This window comes from Burkholderia glumae LMG 2196 = ATCC 33617, from assembly GCF_000960995.1.
GTDB classification, from domain to species: Bacteria; Pseudomonadota; Gammaproteobacteria; order Burkholderiales; family Burkholderiaceae; genus Burkholderia; species Burkholderia glumae.
In genome coordinates, this window is sequence record NZ_CP009435.1 from 1020396 (window position 1) to 1043024 (window position 22629).

The following is a 22629-nucleotide window of genomic DNA, read 5'->3' on the forward strand; positions in this document are numbered from 1 at the left end:
GCCGGCCAGGTTCGCGTCGAAGGTCTGGCGCGTCATCAGAGGCTCCGCACCGACCGGATGCCGTGCTGTTCGAGGATCGCGGACAGGTTCACGCGCGCGACGTCGTCGACGAACGCGGCGTCGCGGAACACGCAGGTCACGTCGTGCGCGGGCGGCGCCTCGACCGCGTCGAGCACCCCGACGATGCCGAGCGCGAGCGCCTCGGCCTCGGCGCGGTCGAGGCGCGCGGCGAAGCAGGCCACGATCGCGCCGTCGATCACGTGCACCGCCTTGCCGGCGATCGGCAGCGTGTCGATCGGCGCGCAGAGGTCGAGGCCGAGCTTGATGGCGAGTTCGGCGAGCAGGTCGGCGTCGGTGCGGCCGGACTTGACGTGCTCGACCGCGTCGAGCAGCGACTGTTGCACGTTCGCGCCGCGCGGGTCCCATTCGACCACGTTGGTCGAATCGAGCCGGAACACGCGGAAGCCGACGTCGAGCGCGGCCTCGGGATGCTCGGCGGCGATCCGCTCGGCCGCGCGCCGCAGCCGTTCCTTGGTGATCTCGGCGAGGTTGGCGGGGCGCTTGAGCTTCGCGCAGAACTCGGCGGCGGCCTTCTGGTCCTTGTTCGACGCATCGAGCGGCTCGGGCAGCTGCACCAGCGCGTAGCGGCGCCGCGCGCCGTCGGCCGCGTTGGCCGCCAGCGTGGCGTGGGCGGTGGTGCCGGAGCCGGCGAAACAGTCGACGATCAGGTCCTCGCCGCCCGTCAGCCAGCCGATCAGCGCGGCCGCGAAGTCGGTGGGCTTGGGCAGGTCGAACGGGATCGCCAGCGACTTCAGGCGCGCGTCGTCGGAGCCGCCGAACGGCAGGATCGACGGCACGTTCTCGTAGCGGTTCTCGTCGAGGAAATAGATGCGCTGCGGCTGGGTGGTCTCGTCGGCGCCGAACTCGATCAGGCCGCGCTCGAGCAGCTCGCGCATGGTCGCGGGCGGATTGCGCCAGCCGCGCTCGGGCACCGGGCAGGGCTTGCCCGTGACGGGATGGACGAGCGGGATGAAGTAGTCGTCGGGCGCGCGCTTCTTGTTCGGCCAGGCCATCGAGACGAGCCGGTAGACGCGGCCGTCGGGCGAGAGCCGGTCGTACATCGCCTCGCCGCCCGACAGCGTGGTCTGCGCGCGCAGCCAGGCGCGGTAGGCCTGGGTGGCCTCGGCGATGCCGCCGGTGGTGGCGATCGCCTCGCGCGCGGCGTCGAGCATGCGCTGCGCGTTGCGCTTCGGGCGCTTCAACGGCGCGTGCTGGTACAGCCACTCGGCGTCGCGCGCGAACAGCACGATCGACTCGTGCTGGTAGGCCAGGCCGCGCGCGTCGCCCTTCGGGTTGCGCTTGTCCCAGACCGCCACGCCGAGCTCGTTCTCCTCGCCGAAGATCTCGCGCATCACCAGCACCAGGGCCGGCAGTTCGTGCTCGTCGATGTGGATCGCAATCAGGCCGTCGCGCGCGAGCAGGTCGAACGCCAGCTTCAGGCGCGGATACATCATGTTGAGCCAGTCGGTGTGGAACCGGCCGCTCGCCTCGGTGTGGCTGCTGAGCTTCACGCCGCCCGCGGCCTGGCCCGTCAGCGCGAGGTAGTGGCGCAGGCTGTCGGCGAAGTTGTCGGGATAGACGAATTCCCTGCCGGTGTTGTACGGCGGATCGATGTAGACGAGCTTCACCGAGCCCGCGTAGCTCTTGTGCAGCAGCTTGAGCACCTCGAGGTTGTCGCCCTCGATCATCAGGTTGCGGGTGCCGTCCCAGTCCAGGCTCTCGTCGCGGCAGGGCCGCAGCGTGCCGGTGGAGGGCGTGAGCGCGAGCTGGCGCGCGCGGCGCTTGCCGTGCCAGGCCAGGCCGTACTTCTCGTCGGCCTCGCCGAGCGTGCGATCGCCGACCAGTGCCTTGAGCACGTCGAGGTCGAGCGCGGCGCCGTCGGGGCCTTCGGTCACGGCTTCGGGGAACAGCGCCTTGAGCCGTTCGAGGTTGTCCGCCGCGAGATCCGCGGAGCGGGCCTCGGGACTGGCGGATTCGATCTTTCGCATCGTGTCTTCCATGTAAAGCATGATCGGTGCGCCGCCCCGGGGCGACGCCGCCGCCCGCGCGGCCCGCGCCATGCCGCACGGCACGGGCGCGGGCCGCACGGGCAGGGCGGATCGCGAGGAGAACGGGGGACCCCGGGCGTGACGGGGAGCCGGACGACACCTTCAGGGGCGCGGAACCGGTTGCCGGCGCGGCCTTGGGCGGGGCCCGAGGCGCGGCGGCGGCGGGATGGCCGTCGGCCAGGCTTCGACGCGCCGGATACGGCCCGCAGGGGCCGCAAGGCGAGCAGCGCGCGCGGCGGCGACGGCGCGGCCGGCACCGGGGCCGGTTCGCGCAACGCGATGCGGATTTTAACGGAAGCCCGCCGCCACGCGGCCCATCATCTCGTAACCGTTGTCGAACAGGCGCGAGAAGAACGGCATCATGTTGGGCACCATCAGCTGCACGAGCAGCAGCCCCACCAGCATCAGCACCGGGAAGCCGATCTGGAAGATGCCGATCTGCGGCGCGGCGCGGTTCAGGATGCCGAGCGCGAGGTTGGCGATCAGGAGCGCCGCCACCACCGGCAGCGCCAGCAGCAGCCCCATCGCGAACACGTTGATGCCGGCGCCGGCCAGCGTCTGCCAGCCGGCCGGATGCAGCAGGTCGGCCGAGATCGGCACGCTCGCGAACGACTCGACCAGCGCCGCGATCAGCTGCAGGTGGCCGTCGAACGCGACGAACGCGAGCATCGCGAAGGCGTTCAGGATGCGGCCCATCATCGGCGTGGTGCCGGCGTGCGGATCGAAGAAGGTGGCAAAGCCGAGCCCCATCTGCAGGCCGATGTAGTCGCCCGCGGCTTCCACCACGGCGAACACGATTTGCATCACGAAGCCCATCGACACGCCGATCAGGAACTGGTTGACGAGGATCCAGATGCCCTCGGCCGAGAACACGGTGGCCTGCGGCAGCGGCCCGAGCGCCGGCGCCACGGCGATCGCGGTGAGCGCCGACAGGCCGATCTTGACGCGCACGGGCACCGCCGCGTTGCCGATCAAGGGCGCGGCGGCCACCAGCGCGAGAATCCGCACGAACGGCCAGAGGAACGCGGTCAGCCAGACGTTCAGTTGCGCGTAGGTGACGGAGACCATCGGGAAGCGGGAAGGGCGGGCCGGTGCGCGCCGCTCAGCTGGTGCCGAGCGTGGCGACGTGCATCAGGATGGTGCGCGTGTAGTCGAGCATCGAGGTCAGCATCCACGGCCCGGCGATCACCATCGTCACCACGATCGCGAGCAGCTTCGGGATGAACGACAGCGTCGATTCGTTGATCTGCGTGGCGGCCTGGAACAGGCTGACGACGAGGCCCACCACCAGCGCGACCAGCAACAGCGGCGCGGCCAGCATCAGGCCGATCATCATCGCGCCGTGCGCCAGGGTCATGACGGCTTCGGGTGTCATCTTGCGTGCCCTCCTAGGTGAAGCTCTGCGCAAGCGAGCCGATCAGCAGCTGCCAGCCGTCCACCAGCACGAACAGCATCAGCTTGAACGGCAGCGAGATGGTGGTGGGCGAGACCATCATCATCCCCATCGACATCAGCACGCTCGCCACCACCAGGTCGATGATCAGGAACGGGATGAAGATCGTGAAGCCGATCTGGAAGCCGGTCTTCAGCTCGCTGGTGACGAAGGCCGGCACCAGCAGCGGCAGGGGCACGTCCTCCGGGCCCTGCATCGCCGGCGCCTTGGCGATCTTCGCGAACAGCGCCAGGTCGCCCTCGCGGGTCTGCTTGAGCATGAAGGTCTTGAACGGCGCGAGGCCGCGCTGCACCGCCTGGTCCATCGGCAGGGTGCCGGCCGAGAACGGCTTGTAGCCGTCGTTGTAGGCACGGTCGATGACGGGCGACATCACGAACAGCGTGAGGAACAGCGCGAGCCCGACCAGCACCTGGTTCGGCGGCGTGGTGGCGGTGCCCAGCGCCTGGCGCATCAGCGACAGCACGATGATGATGCGCGTGAAGCTCGTCATCATCAGCACGATGGCCGGCAGGAACGACAGCATCGTGAGCAGCAGCATGGTCTGCACGCTCAGCGAATAGGTCGTGCCGCCGTTCGGGCCGGGGCTCGAATTGAAGGCGGGCAGGCCGGCGGCCTGCGCATGCGCGAGCGAGGGCAGTGCGAGCGCGGCGAGCAGCGCCAGCGGCGCGAGCACGGCCAGCAGCGCGGCCACGCGGGGACGGCGCGCCTCGCGCGCGCCCGATCGGGACGGCATCATCGTCAGGAATCCTTGCGGTGGCGGCCGCCGAGCCGCTTCGCGATCTCGCCGGACAGGGCGCTGCGAAAGCGCTCGCCGAAACTGCCGGGCAGCGCGTCGTCGCCGGGCGCCGGCGTGCCGGACGCGGCGGACGTCACGCCGGGGCTGCCGGCGGGCAGCGTATGCAGCAGCCGCACGTTGCCCGGCGCCACGCCGAGCACGAGCCAGGTGTCGCCGATCTCCACCACCGTCGCGCTCTCCTTGCCGCCCACGGCGACGCTGGCCACCACCTTCAGCGCGCCGCCGCGCCTGGCGGTCTGGAACCCGAAGCGGCGCGCGAGCCAGGCGCAGCCGAACACCAGGCCGATCACCATCGCGAGGCCGACCAGCGTCTGCAGCACCGCGCCGACGCCGAGCGAGGGCACGGCGGAGCCGACCACCACGCCCGAGGCGTAGTTCGAGGCGTGGTTGACCGCGTTCATGTCGGCCGCGCGCGCCAGCGCGGGAGCGAGCACGAGGCCCGCCGCGGCGAGCGCGGTCGTCGCGGCGGCCGGGCGCGATCTGCCCGACGGGCGTGACACGCGCGCCGATGCGGCGCGACGCACGGCGTCGCTCATCGGTTCAGCTTCCGGATCCGCTCGGACGGCGTGATGATGTCGGTCAGGCGGATGCCGAACTTGTCGTTCACCACCACCACTTCGCCCTGCGCGATCAGGCAGCCGTTCACGAGCACGTCCATCGGCTCGCCGGCCAGGCCGTCGAGCTCCACCACCGAGCCCTGCGCGAGCTGCAGCAGGTTGCGGATCGCGATCTTGGTGCGGCCCAGTTCGACGGTCATCTTGACGGGAATGTCGAGAATCATGTCGATGTCGTTGTGGGTCGCGTTCGAGGCCGCCTTCGACAGCGGCTGGAACACGCCCGCGCCACCCGCGCCGGAGGCGATCGGCTGGTCGTTCTGCTCGGCGAGCGCGGCGGCCCAATCGTCCAGCGACGACTCCTCACCGGGGCCGGCTTGCTTGCCTTCGGGCGTCGGGTTCAGCTCAGTCATATCCACCTTCCTTCATCGTATCGCTCGCGCTGATCATCCGGTTCACCCGCAGCGCATATTGCCCATTGAAAATCCCGTAGCCGCATTCCATCACCGGCACGCCGTCGACCTTCGCGATGATCGATTCCTCGACGTCGATCGGCAGCACGTCGCCGACCCGCAGGTTGAGGATCTTCTCGAAGGTGCTCGGCATCTCGGTGAGGTTGGCCGTGAGTTCGACCTCGGCGGACTGCACCTGCTGCGAGAGCACCCGCACCCAGCGGCGGTCCACCTCGAGCGCCTCGCCCTGGATCGGCGAGCTCAGCACGTCGCGGATCGGCTCGATCATCGAGTACGGCATGCAGATGTGCAGCGTGCCGCCGGTCGGCCCGAACTCGATCGAGAACTGCGTGACGATCACGATCTCGTTGGGCGTGGCGACGTTGGCGAACTGCGTATGCATCTCCGAGCGCACGTGCTCGAACTGCAGCGGCCGCACGCTCTTCCAGGCCACCGAGTAGTGCTCGAACACCAGGTGCAGCAGCCGGCTGATGATGCGCATCTCCGTCTGCGTGAAGTCGCGGCCTTCCACGCGCGTGTGGAAGCGCCCGTCACCGCCGAACAGGTTGTCCACCACGAAGAACACCAGGTTCGGATCGAACACGAACAGCGAGGTGCCGCGCAGCGGCTTGATGTGGACCAGGTTCAGGTTGGTCGGGATCGGCAGATTGCGCGTGAACTCGCTGTACTTCTGCACCTTCACCTGGCTGACCGAGATTTCGGCCGTGCGGCGCATGAAGTTGAAGATGCCGACGCGCAGCAGCCGCGCGAAACGGTCGTTGATGATCTCGAGGCCGGGCATCCGGCCGCGGACGATCCGCTCCTGCGTCGCGAGGTTGTACGGGCGGACGCCTTTCTGCTCGACCGGTTCGTCGCTGGCGTCAACCTCTCCCGTGACACCTTTGAGGAGGGCATCGACCTCCTCCTGCGACATGAATTCTTCGTGGCCCATGGCGCTCCCTTGGCGGCGTTACTGGACGACGAAATCGGTAAACAGCACCGCGTCGACGCGTGCGCTGCGATTGCCAGGCTGCGTCGGTTTCTCGATCAGCGCGCGCAGTTCGTCGGCCAGCGCGCGCTTGCCGTCGAGCGTCGCCAGGTCCGAGGGGCGCTTGTTCGACAGCGCGAGCAGGATCCGGCTGCGGATCTCCGGCATGTGCTGCGTCAGGTAATCCTGCGCGGTCGGATCGGTCAGCTTCAGCGTCAGGCCGATGCGCAGGTAGTGCAGGCCGTCGTCGTCGGACTGCAGGTTCACTGTCATCGATTCCAGCGGGAAGAACACCGGCGTCGCCAACTGCGGCGGGGCGGCATGCGCGGCACTGGCCGGCGCTTCGCGGTGCAGCAGGAAGAACCAGGCGGCGGCGCCGCCGGCGGCGGCGATCAGCAGGCCGATCAGCGCGAACAGGAAGATGCGCTTGAATTTGCCGGTCGGCGGGCGTTCGGGTGAAGCGGAGGCGGTCGTGGTGGCCATATGCTTGCTTACGTGATGACTTGTAGCCTGATTGTCGGGGGGCGGAGCCGGTTGCGATGGGGAGAACAGAGGGGGGATTTGCATCCATCTCGCCGGTTTGTCGCGGCCAGGCCGGCGCGCGGGACGCGGCAAACGGGCCGCGCGGCGGGCTGCGGGCACGGCGCGAGCGCCGCCGGGAGCGGCGCGGCCGGCCCTCGGCGGGGCCAGGCACGGCGCCGTGGCACGCGCCAACCCGGGCCGCACGCGGCACGCCCGCGGCCGCCGCGATCGCCGCGGGGCGCCCGGCCGGCGGGGCGCCGCGCCCCGGCCGGCACCCGGCGCGGCGCTTGATCGCGAGCTCGCCGCGGAGATAGGATGGCCGCTGTCTCATAATTAAGACGACTCGCCTGGGTCGAACCCGTTCCCGCCCGGCATCCGGCGGCGGGACTTTTCTGCCGATTCCGGAGGCGTCATGGAGCTGCGCGCGCTGCGCTATTTCATCGAGGTGGTGCGTCAGCAGAGCTTCACGGCCGCCGCCGAGCAGATGTTCGTGACCCAGCCGACCATCAGCAAGATGGTGAAGGCGCTCGAGGACGAGATCGGCTCGCCGCTGCTGTTGCGCGACAGCCGCCAGATGGTGCTGACCGACGCCGGCCGGATCGTGTTTCAGCGCGGCCAGGACGTGCTCGCCGCGCAGGCGCAGCTGCAGGCCGAGCTCGACGACCTGGCCGAGCTCGGCCGCGGCGAGCTGACGATCGGCATCCCGCCGCTCGGCGGCGCCGCGTTCACGCCTGCCATCGCCATGTTCCGGCACCGTTATCCGAACATCGAGCTGAAGCTGTTCGAGGAAGGCGCGCGCACCATCGAGGCCGCGCTCGCGCGCGGCGAACTCGAGCTGGGCGGGGTGCTCGAGCCGGTCGATCCGGCCGTGTTCGAGGTGCTGCGGATGGTGCATGCGCCGCTGTGGCTCGTGTCGCGGCGCGGCGCGCGCTGGGACGGCGAGGGCAGCGTGCCGCTCGCCGATCTCGCCGAGGAGCCGTTCGTGTTTTATGCCGAATCGCTGGCGCTGCATCAGGCGGTCCGCGACGCCTGCGCGAAAGCCGGCTTCACGCCGTCGATCGTCAGCCGCAGCGGCCACTGGGACTTCATGGCCGCGCTGGTCCACGCGGGGGTTGGCATCGCGCTGCTGCCGGCGCCGTACTGCCGCCGGCTCGATCCCGCGCAGTTCAGCTGCCGGCCGATCGTCGAGCCCGAGATCGAGTGGTCGATCGCGCTCGGCTGGCTGCGGCGCGGGTATCTCTCGCACGCGGCGCGCGCCTGGATCGAGGTGGTGCGCGAAGTGGGGCCGGTCGATCCCGACGACGATCTCGCGTTCGACAACCTGCGCGCCTGGGGCGCCAACACCTCGCGCCGCTGAATGCGCCGGGGCGCCCGGCGCGGCGGCCGCGGGCGGGGCCGGGCTTGGGCACCGGCGCGGCCCAGGGCAGCGCGAGGCCGGACGCGCCCGGAACGGCGCAGTTCAGCGCCGCTCACGCGCCGGCGTTCAGCGGGGCGTTGGCGATGAAGCGCTGCAGCAGCGCCGTCATGGTGCGCACCTCGTCGGCCGAGAAGCCGGCCAGCTGCGCGTTCATCTCGCCGGCGACGAGCCCCGGCAGGGCCTCGGCCGCATCGCGCCCGCGCCCCGTCAGCCCGATCTCGATCACGCGCCGGTCCGCCGCGCTGCGGCTGCGTTCGAGCAGCCCCTTGCGTTCGAGCCGGTCGAGCATGCGGGTCATCGAGCCGCTGTCGTAGGCGAGCCGCCGCGACAGTTCGAGCGGCGTGCGCGCCTCGCCGCGCGCCAGCAGCAGCATCACGCCGATCTGCTGCGCGGTCAGCCCGAGCGGCGCGAGCGCCTGGTCCATACGCTCGACGAAGGCCTGCCGCGCGCGCGTCAGGTAATAACCGACGCTCGTTTCGAGGTCGCTGCTGCCGATGTCGTAGGAGCCGTTCATGCGCGGACGATCCGTCGTGTGCAGGGGAAAAACCGCGCCAGTATCTTGAAAATTGCTTGCTTGGTCAATGTTCATGGCGACGGGCATTTCGCCGGCCGGCGCGGCGCGGCGGCTTTCGGCGCCGTAACCGCCGGTAACCGGCCGCCCGGCGCCGGTAACACATCGGGTCGCCGGCGCGCCTTACCCTTACGGCTGTCCGGTTCGTTTTTCCCGCGTTCGTCGGTTACCATTTCGGCCGGGCCGCGCGCACTCGCGCCGACGGCCGCACCGTTCGTCGGCCCGCGCGCGGGCGGCGCCCAGACAGGAATCCAGCCATGCAGCCAGTTGTTCCGTTGCGCGCACCGCAAGCGCTGCGCATCGCCGTGTCCGCCGCCGTGGCGATGCTCGTCGCCGGCTGCGCGGTCGGCCCCGACTACCACCGGCCCGACGTGGCGGTGCCGGCGGCCTACAAGGAAGCCCCGCCGGGCTGGAAGGTGGCGCAGCCCGACGACCACGCCGACCGCGGCCAGTGGTGGAAGATCTATCATGACGCGCAGCTCGACGAGCTGATCGCGAAGCTCAACGCCTCGAACCAGACCGTCGCGCAATCGGCGGCGGCCTACCGGCAGGCCCGGGCGCTCGTCGCGCAGGCGCGCGCCGCGTATTTCCCGACGCTCGGCGCGACCGCCAGCGACACGCGCTCGTCGAGCCCGGGCGTCGCCAATTCGCGGTTCTCGACCGGCCGCTCGAGCACCACCTCCTACAGTGCCGGGCTCGACGCGTCGTGGGAGCCCGACCTGTGGGGCAAGGTGAGCCGCAACGTCAGTTCGCAGCGCGCGAGCGAGCAGGCCGCCGCGGCCGATCTGGCCAACGCGCGGCTGTCTGCGCAATCGACGCTCGCGCAGACCTACTTCCAGCTGCGCGCGGCCGATTCGGCACAGCAACTGCTCGACGACACGGTGGCCTCGTTCCGGCGCGCACTGCAGCTGACCCAGAACCAGTACGCGCAGGGCGTGGCCGCGCGCTCGGACGTGATCCAGGCGCAGACCCAGCTGCAGTCGGCGCAGGCCTCGGCGATCGACAACGGCATCGCGCGCGCGCAGTACGAGCACGCGATCGCGACGCTGATCGGCGTGCCGGCCTCGAGCTTCTCGCTGCCGCCGATGCCGCTCGCGGCCGAGCCGCCGGCGACGCCGGCCGCGGTGCCGTCGGCGCTGCTCGAGCGGCGCCCCGACGTGGCGGCCGCCGAACGGCGCGCGGCCGCGGCCAACGAGCAGATCGGCGTGGCGATCGCGGCGTTCTTTCCGACCCTGACGCTGTCCGCCACGGGCGGCGTGCAGAGTTCGGCATGGTCACAGCTGTTCTCGCTGCCGTCGCGGGTCTGGACGGTCGGCCCGCAGCTGGCCGCCACGCTGTTCGACGCCGGCCTGCGCGCCGCGCAGACCGACGCCGCGCGCGCGAGCTACGACCAGAACGTCGCCGCGTATCGCGGCACGGTGCTGAGCGCGTTCCAGGACGTGGAGGACAATCTCGCCTCGCTGCGCATCCTCGACCAGGAGGTGGTGGTGCAGCGGCAGGCCGTCGATTCGGCCCAGCGCGCGCTCGATATCGTGACGAACCAGTACAAGTCCGGCACGGTCGCCTACCTGAGCGTGCTGACCGCCCAGACCACGGCCTTCACGGCCGAGCAGAAGCTGGTGCAGATCGACGGGCAGCGCATGGTGTCCTCGGTCGGGCTCGTGAAGGCGCTCGGCGGCGGCTGGGATGCCTCGCAAATGGCGCGCGAGACGGGCGGTGTCGAGGCGCCGGCGCCGGCCTCGGCACCGGCTGCGGCGGCCGCCCCGCTCGCGCAGCGCTGATCCCGGCGCACCGGCCGGCCGCCGGTCTGGTGCGCGCTTGCCGGGCCCGCGCCGGCATTCGTCCGGTCACCTCGGCGCGGCGCCCGAGCGGGGCGCCGGCGCCTCGCGAAGCCTCAGAACGTCAACGACACGAGGCCCGGCCCGATCGGGCGGCCGAGCAGGTTCAACAGGCCGAGCAGGTTCTCGCGCTGCGCGTCGTCGGCGCGCGCGGTGCCGTTGAACGACGAAGCGCCGCTCCCGAAGCTGCCGTGCCCCTGCAGGAACAGCGGCCCCTTCAGCGTCGACAGATCGAGTGTCGAGTTCGTGCCCTGGGCCTGCCAGACCGCGCGATAGGATCCGAGCGGCTTGACGATCGAGAGCCGCGAGCTCATGTCGGTGATGGTCAGCGTGACCTGCCCGAACACCTGCTGGCCGAACAGGCGCCAGTCGCTCCAGCCGATCCGCACGTCGCCATGCAGGTCGAGCGTGTTGAACGGCGTGCCGAGCCCGGCCAGCAGCGAGGCCGGCACCGCCATCGCGCCGGACGACACCAGCGCGCCGCGCAGCGTCGCATCGACGGTGATCGGGTCGGGCATGGCTTCGGTCTGGCGCATCTTCATGCGCAGGTGGCCCGTGAACAGGGACCAGAACGAAGTCTGCCATTCGATCCGGCCCGGCAGCAGCGTGGAGGCGCTGAGGTCGTGCCCCGGCGCCAGCAGCAGGGTGGCCGAGCCGTGCCAGAGCGAGCCGTCGGGGTCGACCAGGTTGAGGTGGCCGCCGCTCGCGCGCGCGAACTGCGGCGTCACCCAGGCCGCCGGCAGCAGCGCGACCACCACCACGGCCACCGCGAGCGCCCCCGTCACGACCCACGGCAGGCTCGCGCGCAATCGCATCCAGAACCTCATCGGCACCCCGCCCCGGGCCGCGCGACGGCGGCCACGTCGGTGTTTCGCGCGGCGCCGCTCACTTGGCGCCCGCCGGCTGCATCACGGCGCTCAGGTCCACCTGGCCGTCCTCCTTCAACGCGCTCGCGTGCAGCTCGCCCACCTGTACCTTGAACTGCTTGCGCACATCGTCGAGCCACTGCGTCCAGACCGGGAACGACGCGTTCTTCAGCTGGACCTGCACGCCGCTGCCCACCACCTGCAGCTGCGCGCCCTGCAGCCCGTGGTCGGACAGCGAGCCGGCCAGCGCGTCGCGCAGCGCCAGGCCGGTCGGCGCCACGCCCTGCGCGGCGGCCGCCAGCGAGCGCGCCTCGTTGGCCTGCTCGGTCATCTGCGCGAGCTGCTGCCGCATGCCCGGCAGCGCGGTGGCGATCTTCTCGCTGTTCACCTGCGCGGGCGACCACAGCACCGAATAGAGCACCACCACCACCAGCAGCGCGCCACCCCAGCCGAGCAGCAGCTTCTCGCGCGGGTTGCGCTCGTCCCAGAACTGCGCCAGCGTTTCGTTCAACTCCGACTTCATGATCCGCTCCGGATGGTCCATTTGCCCGTGCTGCTGTCGATCGTGCCGGTCAGGCCGTTGCGCGCGAGGCGCGTGCCGAAATCGGGGTCGACCTTGACCTGCGGCTTGAAGCCGACGTCGAGCCGGCGGTCGTGGTAGTCGAGCGAGGCGATGCCGTTGGCGGGCAGCGGCCCGAGCGAGCGCGCCACGCCGCTCGCCAGCGCGAGGAAATCGTTCGGCGATAGCTCGCCCGCCGCGATTCGCAGCTGGTCGATCTGACGCGTCATCTGCTCGGGTGGATCGAGCACCGTGGTGGTCTTCGGGAACGCCGTCAGCAGCGTTTCGGTGATCTGCGCGGAAATCGCGTCGCGCTCGCGCGCGAGCCGCCACCAGTGCAGGTTCACGCCGATCACCGCCACCACCAGCGTGGCCACCGCCAGCGCGGCCGGCAGCTTCAGGCGCGTGAGCGTGGCGCGGTCGAAGCGCCACGGCACCACTTCGAAATCGAACTGGCAGAGATTGAAGCGCGTCTCGAGCGCGCGCCGCGCGAACGCGTCGAACGGCAGCGGCGTGGTGCCGGGGATCGCGTCGGGATCGGCCTGCGTGGTGACGGAGGCGAGCTGCGGCTCCGCACCGGGCGCGCCGAGCGTGTAGAGCTCGAACGGCGCGTCCGCGGTCAGCGCCGCCAGCGTCGAGCCGGCCGAGGCGGCCGGCGCGGTCAGCCCTTCGCCGAGCGCGCCGCGCGCGATCGCGAGTTCGACGCGCGGCGCGGCGGCGAGCGCGATCTCGCCGTCGATCGGCACCGATTCGATGCGCGCCATGACCGCGGCGATGATCGGCGTGCGTGCCGGCTGCAGGCCGTGCGCGGGCGGCTCGGCCGGCGAGATCACCGCGGCTTCGGTGACGGAGCCGGCGGCGCCGGGCTCGCCCGCCTCGCCGTCGGGCAGCGGCGCCGGCTCGGCCGTGTCGGCCGCCAGCGCGATCTCGGCCGGCACCGGCAGGCAGCGGGTGGCCGGCACGGCGCGGATCGCGCGATGGCCGGCCGCCTTGAACGCCTCCACCACGAAGCGGAACCACTCGCGGTCGATCACCGCCAGCACGCGCCGGCCGTCCGGCAGCGCGACCGGATCGACGGCGATGTGGCAGCTCTGCGGGTCCTGGATCAGGTAGTCCTCGACGATGTTCGGCAGCGCCTGGCGCAGCTTGGGCCCCTTCACGGCGGGCACCGCGGCGGCCAGCAGCAGCAGGTCGCGGGCGGCCACGACGAGCACCGTCGAGGCCGCATGCGGCAGCGTCGCGAGCGAACTGCGGCCGGCGCGCTGCGCATGGCCGCTCTTGTCGAGCAGCGCGAACGACAGCTCGGGCCACTGCCATTCCGGCAGCGGCACGGCGGGTTCGCGCGGCGGCAGTACAACGATCAACGTGCTCAAGAGCTCCTCTCCCGAATGGCGTTGTTATAGCTGATCGACAACCCGGACGATGCGCGTGGTGTGCGTCGTCGGATCACGATACACGAGCGAGGTGCGGTCGATTTCCGCACGCCCGTGCTGGATACGGCCGTGGACGATGAAATAGCTGGTCGTCACGTCGATCTGGGTCGGATCGAGCATCACGTTCGGCGCGCCGGTGGACTGCATCGCCAGCTGTGCGTCGCCGACGTTGCGGAAGAACGCCGTGTCGCGGTGCGCGACGATGGTCTGCGCCGACGACACCGACAGGCCCGGCATCAGCGCGGCGATCACCTCGGCGCGCGCGGTGTTGAGATTGACCGGCGTGACGGTGGGCAGCACCGTCACGAACGGGCGCAGCGTCTCGATGATCTCGGGCGTCACGCCGTTCACGTCGAGCAGCGAATCGAGGCTGGTCGGCACCAGCGGCGCGGCGCCCGAACTAGCGTCGGTGTCGTTGCCGTCGTCGAAGCCGGGGTCGCCACGGCCGGTATTGCTGCCGCTGTCGCCCTGCGGAATCGGCACGTTGCCGGAGCCGGGCACGCTGGCGGTCTGAAAGCGGGTGGCCGAGTAGCGCAGGCCGGCGCGGATCTGCCGCGCGATGCGCAGCGCGAGCTGCGAGTCGATGCCGAGCGACATCAGCAGCCGCTTGAAGGTGGCGACCTGGCTGGCGCTGATCTGCAGCACGCCCGGCGCCGGCGTCGACACCAGGTTGCGCAGGTTGTACTTGGCCTGTGCGTCCTCGATCTCGCCCGACAGGTAAGTATCGTCGCCGCCGGAGGTGTCGGTCACGCCGATCCGGCCGAGGAAGTCGGACAGCTTCGTCTTCGCGATCGGCACCGTCCAGATGCCGCCGAGATAGGTAACGCCGGGCGCCGTGTCGCCCTCGGAGCGCAGGATCATGCGGGTCCAGTCGAGCGCGCCGCGCGCGATCCACTGCGCCTGCATCAGCAGCCGCTGGTTCTCGATGCGGCGGATCTGGATCTGCTGGCGCCAGAGCATGCCCGACACGAGGATCGCCGTCAGCGCCACCACCAGCAGCGCGCTGATGATCGCCACGCCGCGCTGGCGGGCCGGCGACGGGCGAGCCCGGCGGCCGCAGCGGCGCGAATCATGAAGCAAGGCGGATGCGCGCATCGTCATTCCCCAACCATGAACACGCGCTTGACCGGCACGCGCAGCGAGGTCGCGCCGATGCCGACCTCGAGGCCCGTCACCGAGCGCTCGGGCGGCGCGTTGCCCACCACCGGCTGCCTGAGCGCCTGGTTTTGCTTGCCGAGCGCGTCGTCGGCGACGGGCATGTTGGTGGTCCAGCCGATCTTCGGCACGTAGACGCGCGCGGTGATCACGCCCACTCCGCGCATCAGCGGCACGGCGCTCCAGCCGTCGACGCTGGGGTCGCCGAGCGTGCTGCGCAGCACGCGCTCGTCGGAGATCAGCGGCGAGACGTAGCGCACCACGCGGCCGCCGGAAATCACGTAGCGCACCACCTGGATGCGCGGCGGGCTGCCCGGCATATCGAAGCCGCGCACGATCTGCAACGTGTTGCCGACCACCCGCACCGGCGGCTGGCCGGCTTCGTCGTCGGTCACGGCGCGGCGCGCGTCGATGCGCATCTGGTCGAACATCTGCGCGAAGGTGCGCTCGTCCTCCATCACGGCCGCTATCCGGTCGCGGCCGCGGATCACCTGGTCGAGCCCGCGCCACGACAGCAGCGCGAGCACGGCGAGGATCGTGATCGCGATCAGCATCTCGATCAGCGTGAAGCCGCGATCGGCGCGCGCGCCGCGGCGCTTAAAGCGAGCGGTTGGTTTCATTCGCGACCACCGTGACCATCTGGGCGAGCACGCTGGCTTCGCCCGTCTTGCGTACCGCCACCTCGACGCGGCGGAATGTCGGATTCGGCGTGCTGCTGACGCGCTCGGTGCAGGTCAGCGCGACGTTGCCCTGCGAACAGTCGAACTGCTGCTCGCCGATGTCGGGCCACGCGTGCGCGAGCCGCAGCTGGCCGAGCGCGTTGTCGGCGCTCCAGCTCGCGAGCAGGCGGTCGTTCAGCGCGCCGGCGTTGCTGGCGAGCGTGCCGACCGCGCGGATCGAGGCGGCCAGCGCGACCGCGATGATCGCCAGCGCGATCAGCACCTCGATCATCGTGAAGCCATGCGCGGCGGCCCGGGGCGCGCGGCGTGCGAGGGGGAGCGGCGCGGCCATCGTCAGCGCACCTCGTAGCGGCCGTTGCCGGTGCCGACGATGGTCACGCTGCCGATCCCGGAATAGAGCGTGATGCGCACCGGCACGTCGACCGGTTCGGTGCCGAACACGATCCGCGTCGCCGGCGTGTCGGAGCCGGGATAGTCGATCGACGCGCCCGTCACGCCGCCGTCCCAGTCACGCGGGCGATAGAGGTCGTCGCGCAGCGTGTGCCAGCCGTCCTCGCCGCGGATGTCGAAACGGAAGCCGTGGTCGGTCGGCTGCCAGGCGATCGGCCGCGCGCGCACCTGCGCCTCGTCGCCGGCGCTCTCGAGCAGCAGCGCCACGCGCTGCGCCTCTTCACGCAGGTCGGTGCGCGGATTGCGGTGCATCGTCAGGGTCGCCGCCGAGACCAGGATTCCCGCGATCACGAGCACCACCAGCATCTCGAGCAGCGTGAAGCCGCGCATCCGCGAGGGCGGATGACGCAGCGCGGTGGTGCCGGGGGCTCGCATGTCGGGCGTGAGGCGCGCGGAGGATCGCAGGCGACGGGGCGAACGGCTACTGCCAGGAGCCGATGTCGGCGTCGTTGTTCTCGCCGCCTTCCTTGGCGTCGGCGCCGTAGCTGAACACGTCGATCTCGCCGTGCACGCCGGGGTTCAGGTACTTGTACGGGTTGCCCCACGGATCGTTCGGCAGGCGCTCGAGATAGCCGCCGTCCTTCCAGTTGTTCGGCACCGGGTCCACCGTGGGCTTCGCGATCAGCGCCTGCAGGCCCTGCTCCTGGGTCGGATAGCGGCCGTTGTCGAGGCGGTAGAGCTTCAGCGCCTGCATGATGGTGCCGATGTCCTGCTTGGCCGCGACACGGCGCGCTTCGTCGGGGCGGCTCATGATCTTCGGCACGATCAGCGCCGCGAGAATGCCGAGAATCGCGATCACGACCATGATTTCGATCAGCGTGAAACCGCGTTGGCGGCGTGCGACCGGCGTGCGTCGATTGATCCACGTTTGCATGAGTGAAACCTCTCTTTCAAAAACCATCGATAACGTTGACGAGGCCCGGCGGACACCCTGGCCCGCCCGGCGAAGCCGCATTGTAAGACGGGCCCCGCCGAGGGCATTCACTCAACGCAAAATTCATAATCATCCGTACAATAGCCCGCATGAACGCGCTCTCGATCCGGATCCTCTCCCTCGCCCTCTTCGCGGCCTTGTGCGCGACGGCCACCTACTGGGCCATCACGCTGTCCGCGCATCAGGCCCCGCTGCCGGCCGCCGCCGTGCGCGCACCGCTGCGCACGGAGGACGCCGCCGTGCTGTTCGGCGGGCAGCTCACGCACAACCCGGTGGAGGACGTCCACCTGTTCGGCATCCTCGCGCTGCGCCAGGGCGCCGCCGCGATCGTCGGCATCGGCGACAATCCCACCCGCACCATCACGATCGGCGACCAGATCGCGCAGGGCACCAAGCTCGCCGAGGTCCGCGCCCGCTCGATCATCATCGACCGCAAGGGCGCGCGCACCGAAATCTTCCTGCCCGCCAACACGCCCGGCCCCGCGATCTACGTCCGCTGAGCTGAGCCGCGGCTCGCCACGCATTGCCGCCGCCCCTGCCACGGGTCGCCTGCCGGCGACCCATTCGCATCGGGCCGCGCCTCACTGCACCATGTTGTTCAGCTCGATGATCGGCAGCATCACCGCCAGCACGATCACCAGCACGATGCCGCCCATCGCGAGGATCAGGAGCGGTTCGAGCAGGCTCGTCATGAACATGGTGCGCCGCTCCAGCTCGCGCGCCTCGCCCTCGGCGGCGCGGTCGAGCATGGTGGTCACGTCGCCCGTGGCCTCGCCGGAGCGGATCAGGTGGACCAGCACGGGCGGGAACGACTTGACGTGATTGAGCGCGCGCGACAGCGAGGTGCCCTCGCGCACGCGCACGATCGCGTCGTCGATGTTGCCGCTCATGGCGCGGTTCGACAGCGTCTCGCCCGCCGCCTGCAGCGCGCGCAGGATCGGCACGCCGGCCGCGGTCAGGATCGCGAGCGTGCTGGCGAAGCGCACCGTGTTGTAGCCGCGCACCAGCTTGCCGGCGAGCGGCGCGCCGAGCAGCCAGCGGTCGAACGCGAGCCGCGGGCCGGGGCGCGAGAGCGTGGCCTTCACGAGCCAGGCGACGAGCCCCACGCCCAGCAGGATCGCCCACCACCAGTGCCGCACGAACGCCGACAGCGCCATCATCACGATGGTCAGGAACGGCAGCTGTTGCTTGGTGCTGGCGAACACGTTGACGACCTGCGGCACCACGTAGCTGAGCAGGAAGGTGACGATGCCGAGCGCGATCAGCGTGACGATGCCGGGGTAGGTGAACGCCAGCACGATCTTCTGCTTCAGCGCGTTGCGCTGCTCGATGTAGTCGGCAAGGCGCGACAGCACGATGCCGAGCTTGCCGGTGTGCTCGCCCGCGGCCACCAGCGCGCGATAGATTTCGGGGAAGTCGCGCGGATGCTCGGTCAGCGCGCTCGCGAGCGAATGGCCGCCGAGCACCTCGGCGCGGATCGCCGCCATCAGCTCGCGGATGTAGTCGCGCTCGGCCTGCTCGGTCAGCACCGCGAGCGCCTCGCCGAGCGGCAGCCCGGCTGTCAGCAGGCTCGCGAGCTGGCGCGTGAGGATTGCCTGCTCGCGCTGCGAGAGCTTGCGGCCGATCGACAGGCGCTGCTTGCGCTCGCCGCGCGAACGGTTGGCGGCCGGCTCGACGACGAGCGGCGTGAGCCCCTGGCCGCGCAGCTGGCCGCGCGCGGCGCGCGCGCTGTCTGCCTCGATCACGCCCTTCTGGGGGCGCCCGCCTGCGTCGATCGCTTCGAAACGGAATGCCGGCATCGCGCTATGCGCCTCCCGTCACGCGCAGCACTTCCTCGAGCGAGGTGTTGCCCGCCGCGAGCCAGCGCTCGGCGTCGTCGCGCAGCGTGCGCATGCCGTTCTCGCGGCCCGCGCGCAGGATTTCCGAGTCGGGCGCGTTGTTGTGGATCTGCGCGCGGATCGCCTCGTCCACCACCAGCAGCTCGTATACGCCGCGCCGGCCGGTGTAGCCGGAATGGCCGCACTTCTCGCAGCCGACCGGGTGATAGAGGGTGCGCCCGTCTTCCTCGCGCGGCTCCTTGCAGACCGGGCAGAGCTGGCGCACCAGACGCTGCGCGAGCACGCCGAGCAGCGACGAGGCGAGCAGGTACGGCTCCACGCCCATGTCGGTCAGGCGCGTGACGGCCGACGCCGCGTCGTTGGTGTGCAGCGTGGCCAGCACCAGGTGGCCCGTCAGCGACGCCTGCACGGCGATCTGCGCGGTCTCGAGATCGCGGATTTCGCCGATCATGATCACGTCCGGGTCCTGGCGCAGGATCGAGCGCAGCGCACGCGCGAAACTCATGCCGATCTTCTCGTTGACCTGGGTCTGGCCGATGCCGGACAGGTCGTATTCGATCGGATCCTCGACCGTCATGATGTTGGTGGTCGCGGTCTCGAGCCGCGACATCGCGGCGTAGAGCGTGGTGGTCTTGCCCGAGCCGGTCGGGCCGGTCACCAGCACGATGCCGTGCGGGCGCGCGATCAGCTTGTCGAACTGCACCAGGGTGTCGCGGCCCATGCCGAGCGCCTCGAGGTTCAGGCGCTGCGCGTCCTTTTCCAGCAGACGCAGCACCGCGCGCTCGCCGTGCCCGGTGGGCAGCGTCGAGACGCGCACGTCCACCGGACGGCCGCCGACGCGCAGCGTGATGCGGCCGTCCTGCGGCAGGCGTTTCTCGGCGATGTCGAGCTGCGCCATGATCTTGATCCGCGAGATCAGCGCGCCATGCAGCGCCTTCTTCGGGCGCACCACGTCGCGCAGCGTGCCGTCCACGCGGAAGCGCACCACCGACGCGTTCTCGAAGGGCTCGATGTGGATGTCCGAGGCCTGTTCGCGCGCGGCCTGCGTGAGCAGCGCGTTGATCATGCGGATGATCGGCGCGTCGTCCTCCGATTCGAGCAGGTCCTCCACCTCGGGGATGTCCTGCATCAGCCGCGACAGGTCCACCTCGCCCTCGACCTCGCCAACCACCTGCGCCGCGCTGCCGTCCTGGCGCGCATAAGCGGTGTTGATGGCCTGCGCCAGTTCGTCGGCGGGCAGCCGGCGCGCCGTCAGCGCGCCGAAGTTGCGCGCCACCTCGGCGAGCGCGGCATCGGTGGTGCGCTCGCTGATCCAGACTTCTAGCGCATCGCCGTCCTGTTGCGCGACGAGGATCTGGCCGGCCCGCGCGAAGCCGTACGGCAGCAGCCGCGCGGCCACCGCGGACGGGGCCGCCGGCTCGCCCGGCGCGGCGCTGGCGAGCTCGCTCACGGCTGCGCTCCCGGCGAGGCGATGCCCGGCGTGGGCACCGGCGTCGTCACGGCCGGCGCGGGCTGGCTGGCGGCCGGCGGCGTGGCCGCGCCGGCGCTGGCCGGCACCGGCGGATAGCCGGGCCGGCGCGTCATGCGCGTCAGGTCGAACAGGTTCGCGGCCGGTGCGACGCCTTCGTCGGGGCCGAGCGGCATCGGCGGCGTGACCGGATCGTCCTTGTCGCGAATCAGGTTGTTGTCGGTGCGATATGCGCCCTGCACGCCCTGGATGTAGTCGTAGCGGTTCGCGGTGATGGCCTGCGTGGTGGCGTGGTCGGTCAGGATCACCGGACGCAGGAACACCATCAGGTTGGTCTTCTGGCGCTGCTTGCCTTCGGAGCGGAACAGCTGGCCGATCCAGGGAATATCGCCGAGCAGCGGCACCTTGTTGTTGCCGACCTGATAGTTGTCCTGCATCAGGCCGCCGAGCACGATGATCTCGCCGTTGTCGCAAAGCACGGTCGACTGGATCGAGCGCTTGCTGAAGGTCGGCACGCCGACCGCGGTCGAGGACGTGGTGGACGGCACCACCGCCGAATCCTCGGTGTAGATCTGCAGCTTGAGGATCCCGCCTTCGGTGATCTGCGGCTTGACGTGCAGCGTGAGGCCCACGTCCTGGCGGTCGAAGGTGTTGAACGCGTTGCTCGAGTTGCCGCTCGTCAGGTTCGAATACGAACCGGTGGCGATCGGCACGTTCTGGCCGACCACGATCTTCGCTTCCTCGTTGTCGAGCGTGACGAGGTTAGGCGTGGACAGCACGTTCGCGTCGCTGGAGCCCGAGAACGCCTGCAGCAGGGCGCCCAGGCCGGTGATGCCGAACATGTTCTTGAGCCAGCCGATGTTCAGGCCCGGCGTCAGCGAGGCCGCCGCGGCCGCCCCGCCGTTGGCGCCGCCCGCCGAGCCGGCGGCCGCCGCGGCGGTCAGCCCGGTGATCGTGTTGCCTAGGCCCGAGACGTTGGTGCCGAGCGAGCTGCCGGCGTAGAGCGCGTTGTTGGCCACCTGCCACTGGATGCCGAGGTTCGCCGAGGTGTTCGAGTTCAGCTCGACGATCAGCGCCTCGATGTAGACCTGCGCGCGCCGCTCGTCGAGCTGGTCGACCACCGCGCGCAGGTTCCGGTAGACCGGGTCCGACGCGGTGATGATCAGCGAGTTGGTGGCCGCGTCGGCCTGGATCATGCCGCCCGGCTGGTTGTCGTCGCTCTTGTCCTTGTCGCCGCCGAGGAAGCCGTCGTTCTTGCCGCTGCCGCTGCCGTAGCCGCCGCTGCCCGACCCCGACGACATCGACGACGAACCGGACGGCAGCGGCGCGGTGCCGGAGGTGCCGGTCGAGAAGCTGCTGCCGCTCGAATTGCCCTGGTTGAACGAATTGGCGTCGTTCGAGGACGCCGAGCTGCCGCTGTCGCCCTTGCCCATCATGCCGCGCAGGGTCTTCGCCAGCTTCACCGCATCGGCATTGCGCAGCCGGATCACATGCATGTTGCCGGGTGCGGCGCTCGGCGCGTCGAGCTGCGCGAGCAGGCGCCGCGCGGAGGCGAGGCGCGAGGCGTTCGAGGCGCGCAGCAGGATCGAGTTGGTGCGCGGATCGGCGCTCACGTTGACCTTCAGCGTCGCGTCGGTATTGCCGATCGCGCCCGGGTCGAGCAGCTTGCCGAGCTGGCTGGCGATGTCGATCGCGTTGGCGTTCTTGAGCGGCACCACCACCACCTGGGTGCCGGCCGCGTTGTCGATGCCGGCGATGATCTGCGCGATGCGGCGTATGTTGTCGGCGTAATCGGTCACCACCAGCGTGTTGTTGGCCGGATAGGCCGTCACGGTGTTGTTCGGGGAGATCAGCGGACGCAGCACCGGCAGCAGGTTGTTGGCCGATTCGTTGTGCAGCTCGAACACCTGCGTGACGACCTGATCGCCATTGGCCCGCGGCGTGTTGCCGACGTAGGTCGGCACGCCCTGCAGCTTCGCGTCGGCCTCCGGCACCACCTTGAGGACGCCGTGGTCCTGCAGCAGCGAGAAGCCCTGCATGCGCAGCGCCGACTGCAGGGTCTTGAGCGCCTGCTCCTCGGGCACCGAGTGCTCCGAGACGAGGTTGAGCTGGCCCTTCACGCGCGGATCGACAATGATCGTCTTGCCCGTGGCGGCGCCGATCGCCTTCGCGACCTGGTCGATGTCGGCATTGACGAAGTTGAGCGTGACCTGGGCGTGCGCGGCCTGCGAGGCGACGATTCCGGCGACGACGAGAGCCTGGGCAGCGCGCCGCATAGCAAAACGAATGGTTGTCATGAGGTGGGTGATCGATGCCGGGGTGTAGCCGTATCCGACGGTGGAGCGTAACAACATTGAGCAAAAAACGGACATTAACAGCTTTTCGTGTCCGAAATATCACATTGGCCCGAGCGCCTTCTTACTTTTTAAGCCGCACGCATCATTCCGAGCGCGGCCGCTTGCCGCCACGTCAGATTTTGGAAAGATTTTGCAAGGAAACGGAATAAAAAGTCAGAAAGCGCCGCTTGCCCGGCGCACTGCGCGGGCG

Annotated in this window: 23 protein-coding genes; 3 read left to right on the forward strand and 20 right to left on the reverse strand. The window is 70.3% G+C overall.

The genetic code is table 11. From position 1 onward, the window contains the following. Window positions 1-35: 35 nt before the first annotated feature. The 8 genes from KS03_RS17150 to fliL form a co-directional block, all read right to left on the reverse strand. Window positions 36-2048, reverse strand: coding sequence for a site-specific DNA-methyltransferase (locus tag KS03_RS17150; RefSeq protein WP_085962377.1), 2013 nt, complete (start codon window positions 2046-2048; stop codon window positions 36-38). Between the two features lie 348 nt (window positions 2049-2396). Then, a complete protein-coding gene (gene fliR / locus KS03_RS17155) occupies window positions 2397-3176 on the reverse strand; it encodes a flagellar biosynthetic protein FliR (protein WP_012734124.1) in 780 nt (259 codons plus the stop codon). 34 nt (window positions 3177-3210) lie between these two features. Further along, entirely contained in the window at window positions 3211-3483 is a 273-nt protein-coding gene (gene fliQ, locus KS03_RS17160; RefSeq protein ID WP_012734125.1) for a flagellar biosynthesis protein FliQ, read from the reverse strand. A gap of 13 nt (window positions 3484-3496) precedes the next feature. Next, complete coding sequence (gene fliP / locus KS03_RS17165) at window positions 3497-4297, reverse strand: flagellar type III secretion system pore protein FliP (RefSeq protein WP_012734126.1); 801 nt, start codon at window positions 4295-4297, stop codon at window positions 3497-3499. 2 nt (window positions 4298-4299) lie between these two features. Beyond that, window positions 4300-4893, reverse strand: coding sequence for a flagellar biosynthetic protein FliO (gene fliO, locus KS03_RS17170; protein ID WP_012734127.1), 594 nt, complete (start codon window positions 4891-4893; stop codon window positions 4300-4302). Continuing rightward, window positions 4890-5324, reverse strand: coding sequence for a flagellar motor switch protein FliN (gene fliN / locus KS03_RS17175; RefSeq protein ID WP_012734128.1), 435 nt, complete (start codon window positions 5322-5324; stop codon window positions 4890-4892). The genes fliO and fliN overlap by 4 nt, the downstream gene beginning before the upstream one ends. Then, window positions 5317-6315, reverse strand: a complete 999-nt coding sequence (gene fliM / locus KS03_RS17180) for a flagellar motor switch protein FliM (protein ID WP_012734129.1) — start codon at window positions 6313-6315, stop codon at window positions 5317-5319. Before fliM ends, fliN begins: the two co-directional genes overlap by 8 nt. An 18-nt stretch (window positions 6316-6333) precedes the next feature. Continuing rightward, window positions 6334-6834, reverse strand: a complete 501-nt coding sequence (fliL, locus tag KS03_RS17185) for a flagellar basal body-associated protein FliL (protein WP_012734130.1) — start codon at window positions 6832-6834, stop codon at window positions 6334-6336. Window positions 6835-7285: 451 nt separating this feature from the next. Here fliL and KS03_RS17190 point away from each other — a divergent pair, with 451 nt between their 5' ends. Next, window positions 7286-8230: a LysR family transcriptional regulator gene (locus tag KS03_RS17190; RefSeq protein ID WP_012734131.1), complete on the forward strand. Its 945-nt coding sequence runs from the start codon at window positions 7286-7288 to the stop codon at window positions 8228-8230. A gap of 112 nt (window positions 8231-8342) precedes the next feature. On the opposite strand, the gene KS03_RS17195 is transcribed toward KS03_RS17190, so the two are convergent. Continuing rightward, complete coding sequence (locus KS03_RS17195; protein ID WP_012734132.1) at window positions 8343-8804, reverse strand: MarR family winged helix-turn-helix transcriptional regulator; 462 nt, start codon at window positions 8802-8804, stop codon at window positions 8343-8345. A gap of 314 nt (window positions 8805-9118) precedes the next feature. Between KS03_RS17195 and KS03_RS17200 the strand changes: the two genes are divergently transcribed. Further along, on the forward strand, window positions 9119-10642 hold the full coding sequence (locus KS03_RS17200; RefSeq protein WP_012734133.1) for an efflux transporter outer membrane subunit: 1524 nt from the start codon (window positions 9119-9121) through the stop codon (window positions 10640-10642). Window positions 10643-10755: 113 nt separating this feature from the next. Here KS03_RS17200 and KS03_RS17205 read toward each other — a convergent pair whose 3' ends face one another. From KS03_RS17205 to gspG, 8 genes are read right to left on the reverse strand one after another with little or no spacing between them, the layout of a single operon-like run. Beyond that, a complete protein-coding gene (locus tag KS03_RS17205) occupies window positions 10756-11532 on the reverse strand; it encodes a type II secretion system protein N (protein WP_012734134.1) in 777 nt (258 codons plus the stop codon). Window positions 11533-11584: 52 nt separating this feature from the next. Next, window positions 11585-12088 carry a type II secretion system protein GspM gene (gspM, locus tag KS03_RS17210; protein ID WP_012734135.1) on the reverse strand — a complete coding sequence of 168 codons (504 nt, stop codon included), beginning with the start codon at window positions 12086-12088 and terminating at the stop codon, window positions 11585-11587. Further along, window positions 12085-13497, reverse strand: coding sequence for a type II secretion system protein GspL (gene gspL / locus KS03_RS17215; protein ID WP_012734136.1), 1413 nt, complete (start codon window positions 13495-13497; stop codon window positions 12085-12087). Before gspL ends, gspM begins: the two co-directional genes overlap by 4 nt. 24 nt (window positions 13498-13521) lie before the next feature. Next, the gene (gene gspK, locus KS03_RS17220; RefSeq protein WP_012734137.1) at window positions 13522-14658 is read right to left on the reverse strand and encodes a type II secretion system minor pseudopilin GspK; all 1137 of its coding nucleotides are present in this window, start codon (window positions 14656-14658) and stop codon (window positions 13522-13524) included. Continuing rightward, window positions 14655-15332 (reverse strand): PulJ/GspJ family protein, encoded by a 678-nt coding sequence (locus KS03_RS17225; RefSeq protein WP_035978575.1) that lies wholly within the window; start codon window positions 15330-15332, stop codon window positions 14655-14657. The genes gspK and KS03_RS17225 overlap by 4 nt, the downstream gene beginning before the upstream one ends. Beyond that, complete coding sequence (gene gspI, locus KS03_RS17230) at window positions 15310-15729, reverse strand: type II secretion system minor pseudopilin GspI (protein ID WP_012734139.1); 420 nt, start codon at window positions 15727-15729, stop codon at window positions 15310-15312. The genes KS03_RS17225 and gspI overlap by 23 nt, the downstream gene beginning before the upstream one ends. Continuing rightward, entirely contained in the window at window positions 15726-16217 is a 492-nt protein-coding gene (locus tag KS03_RS17235; RefSeq protein ID WP_012734140.1) for a GspH/FimT family pseudopilin, read from the reverse strand. Before KS03_RS17235 ends, gspI begins: the two co-directional genes overlap by 4 nt. A 46-nt stretch (window positions 16218-16263) precedes the next feature. Beyond that, window positions 16264-16716 (reverse strand): type II secretion system major pseudopilin GspG, encoded by a 453-nt coding sequence (gene gspG / locus KS03_RS17240; RefSeq protein ID WP_012734141.1) that lies wholly within the window; start codon window positions 16714-16716, stop codon window positions 16264-16266. Between the two features lie 149 nt (window positions 16717-16865). Here gspG and KS03_RS17245 point away from each other — a divergent pair, with 149 nt between their 5' ends. Further along, complete coding sequence (locus KS03_RS17245) at window positions 16866-17276, forward strand: type II secretion system protein N (RefSeq protein ID WP_012734142.1); 411 nt, start codon at window positions 16866-16868, stop codon at window positions 17274-17276. A gap of 81 nt (window positions 17277-17357) precedes the next feature. Here KS03_RS17245 and gspF read toward each other — a convergent pair whose 3' ends face one another. Genes gspF through gspD form a run of 3 tightly spaced genes read right to left on the reverse strand, consistent with a single transcriptional unit; the run spans window position 17358 to window position 22379 of the window. Continuing rightward, the gene (gspF, locus tag KS03_RS17250) at window positions 17358-18575 is read right to left on the reverse strand and encodes a type II secretion system inner membrane protein GspF (RefSeq protein ID WP_012734143.1); all 1218 of its coding nucleotides are present in this window, start codon (window positions 18573-18575) and stop codon (window positions 17358-17360) included. A 4-nt stretch (window positions 18576-18579) separates the two neighbouring features. Next, window positions 18580-20064: a type II secretion system ATPase GspE gene (gene gspE / locus KS03_RS17255; protein ID WP_012734144.1), complete on the reverse strand. Its 1485-nt coding sequence runs from the start codon at window positions 20062-20064 to the stop codon at window positions 18580-18582. Further along, the gene (gspD, locus tag KS03_RS17260; protein WP_035978573.1) at window positions 20061-22379 is read right to left on the reverse strand and encodes a type II secretion system secretin GspD; all 2319 of its coding nucleotides are present in this window, start codon (window positions 22377-22379) and stop codon (window positions 20061-20063) included. The genes gspE and gspD overlap by 4 nt, the downstream gene beginning before the upstream one ends. Between the last annotated feature and the right edge of the window lie 250 nt (window positions 22380-22629).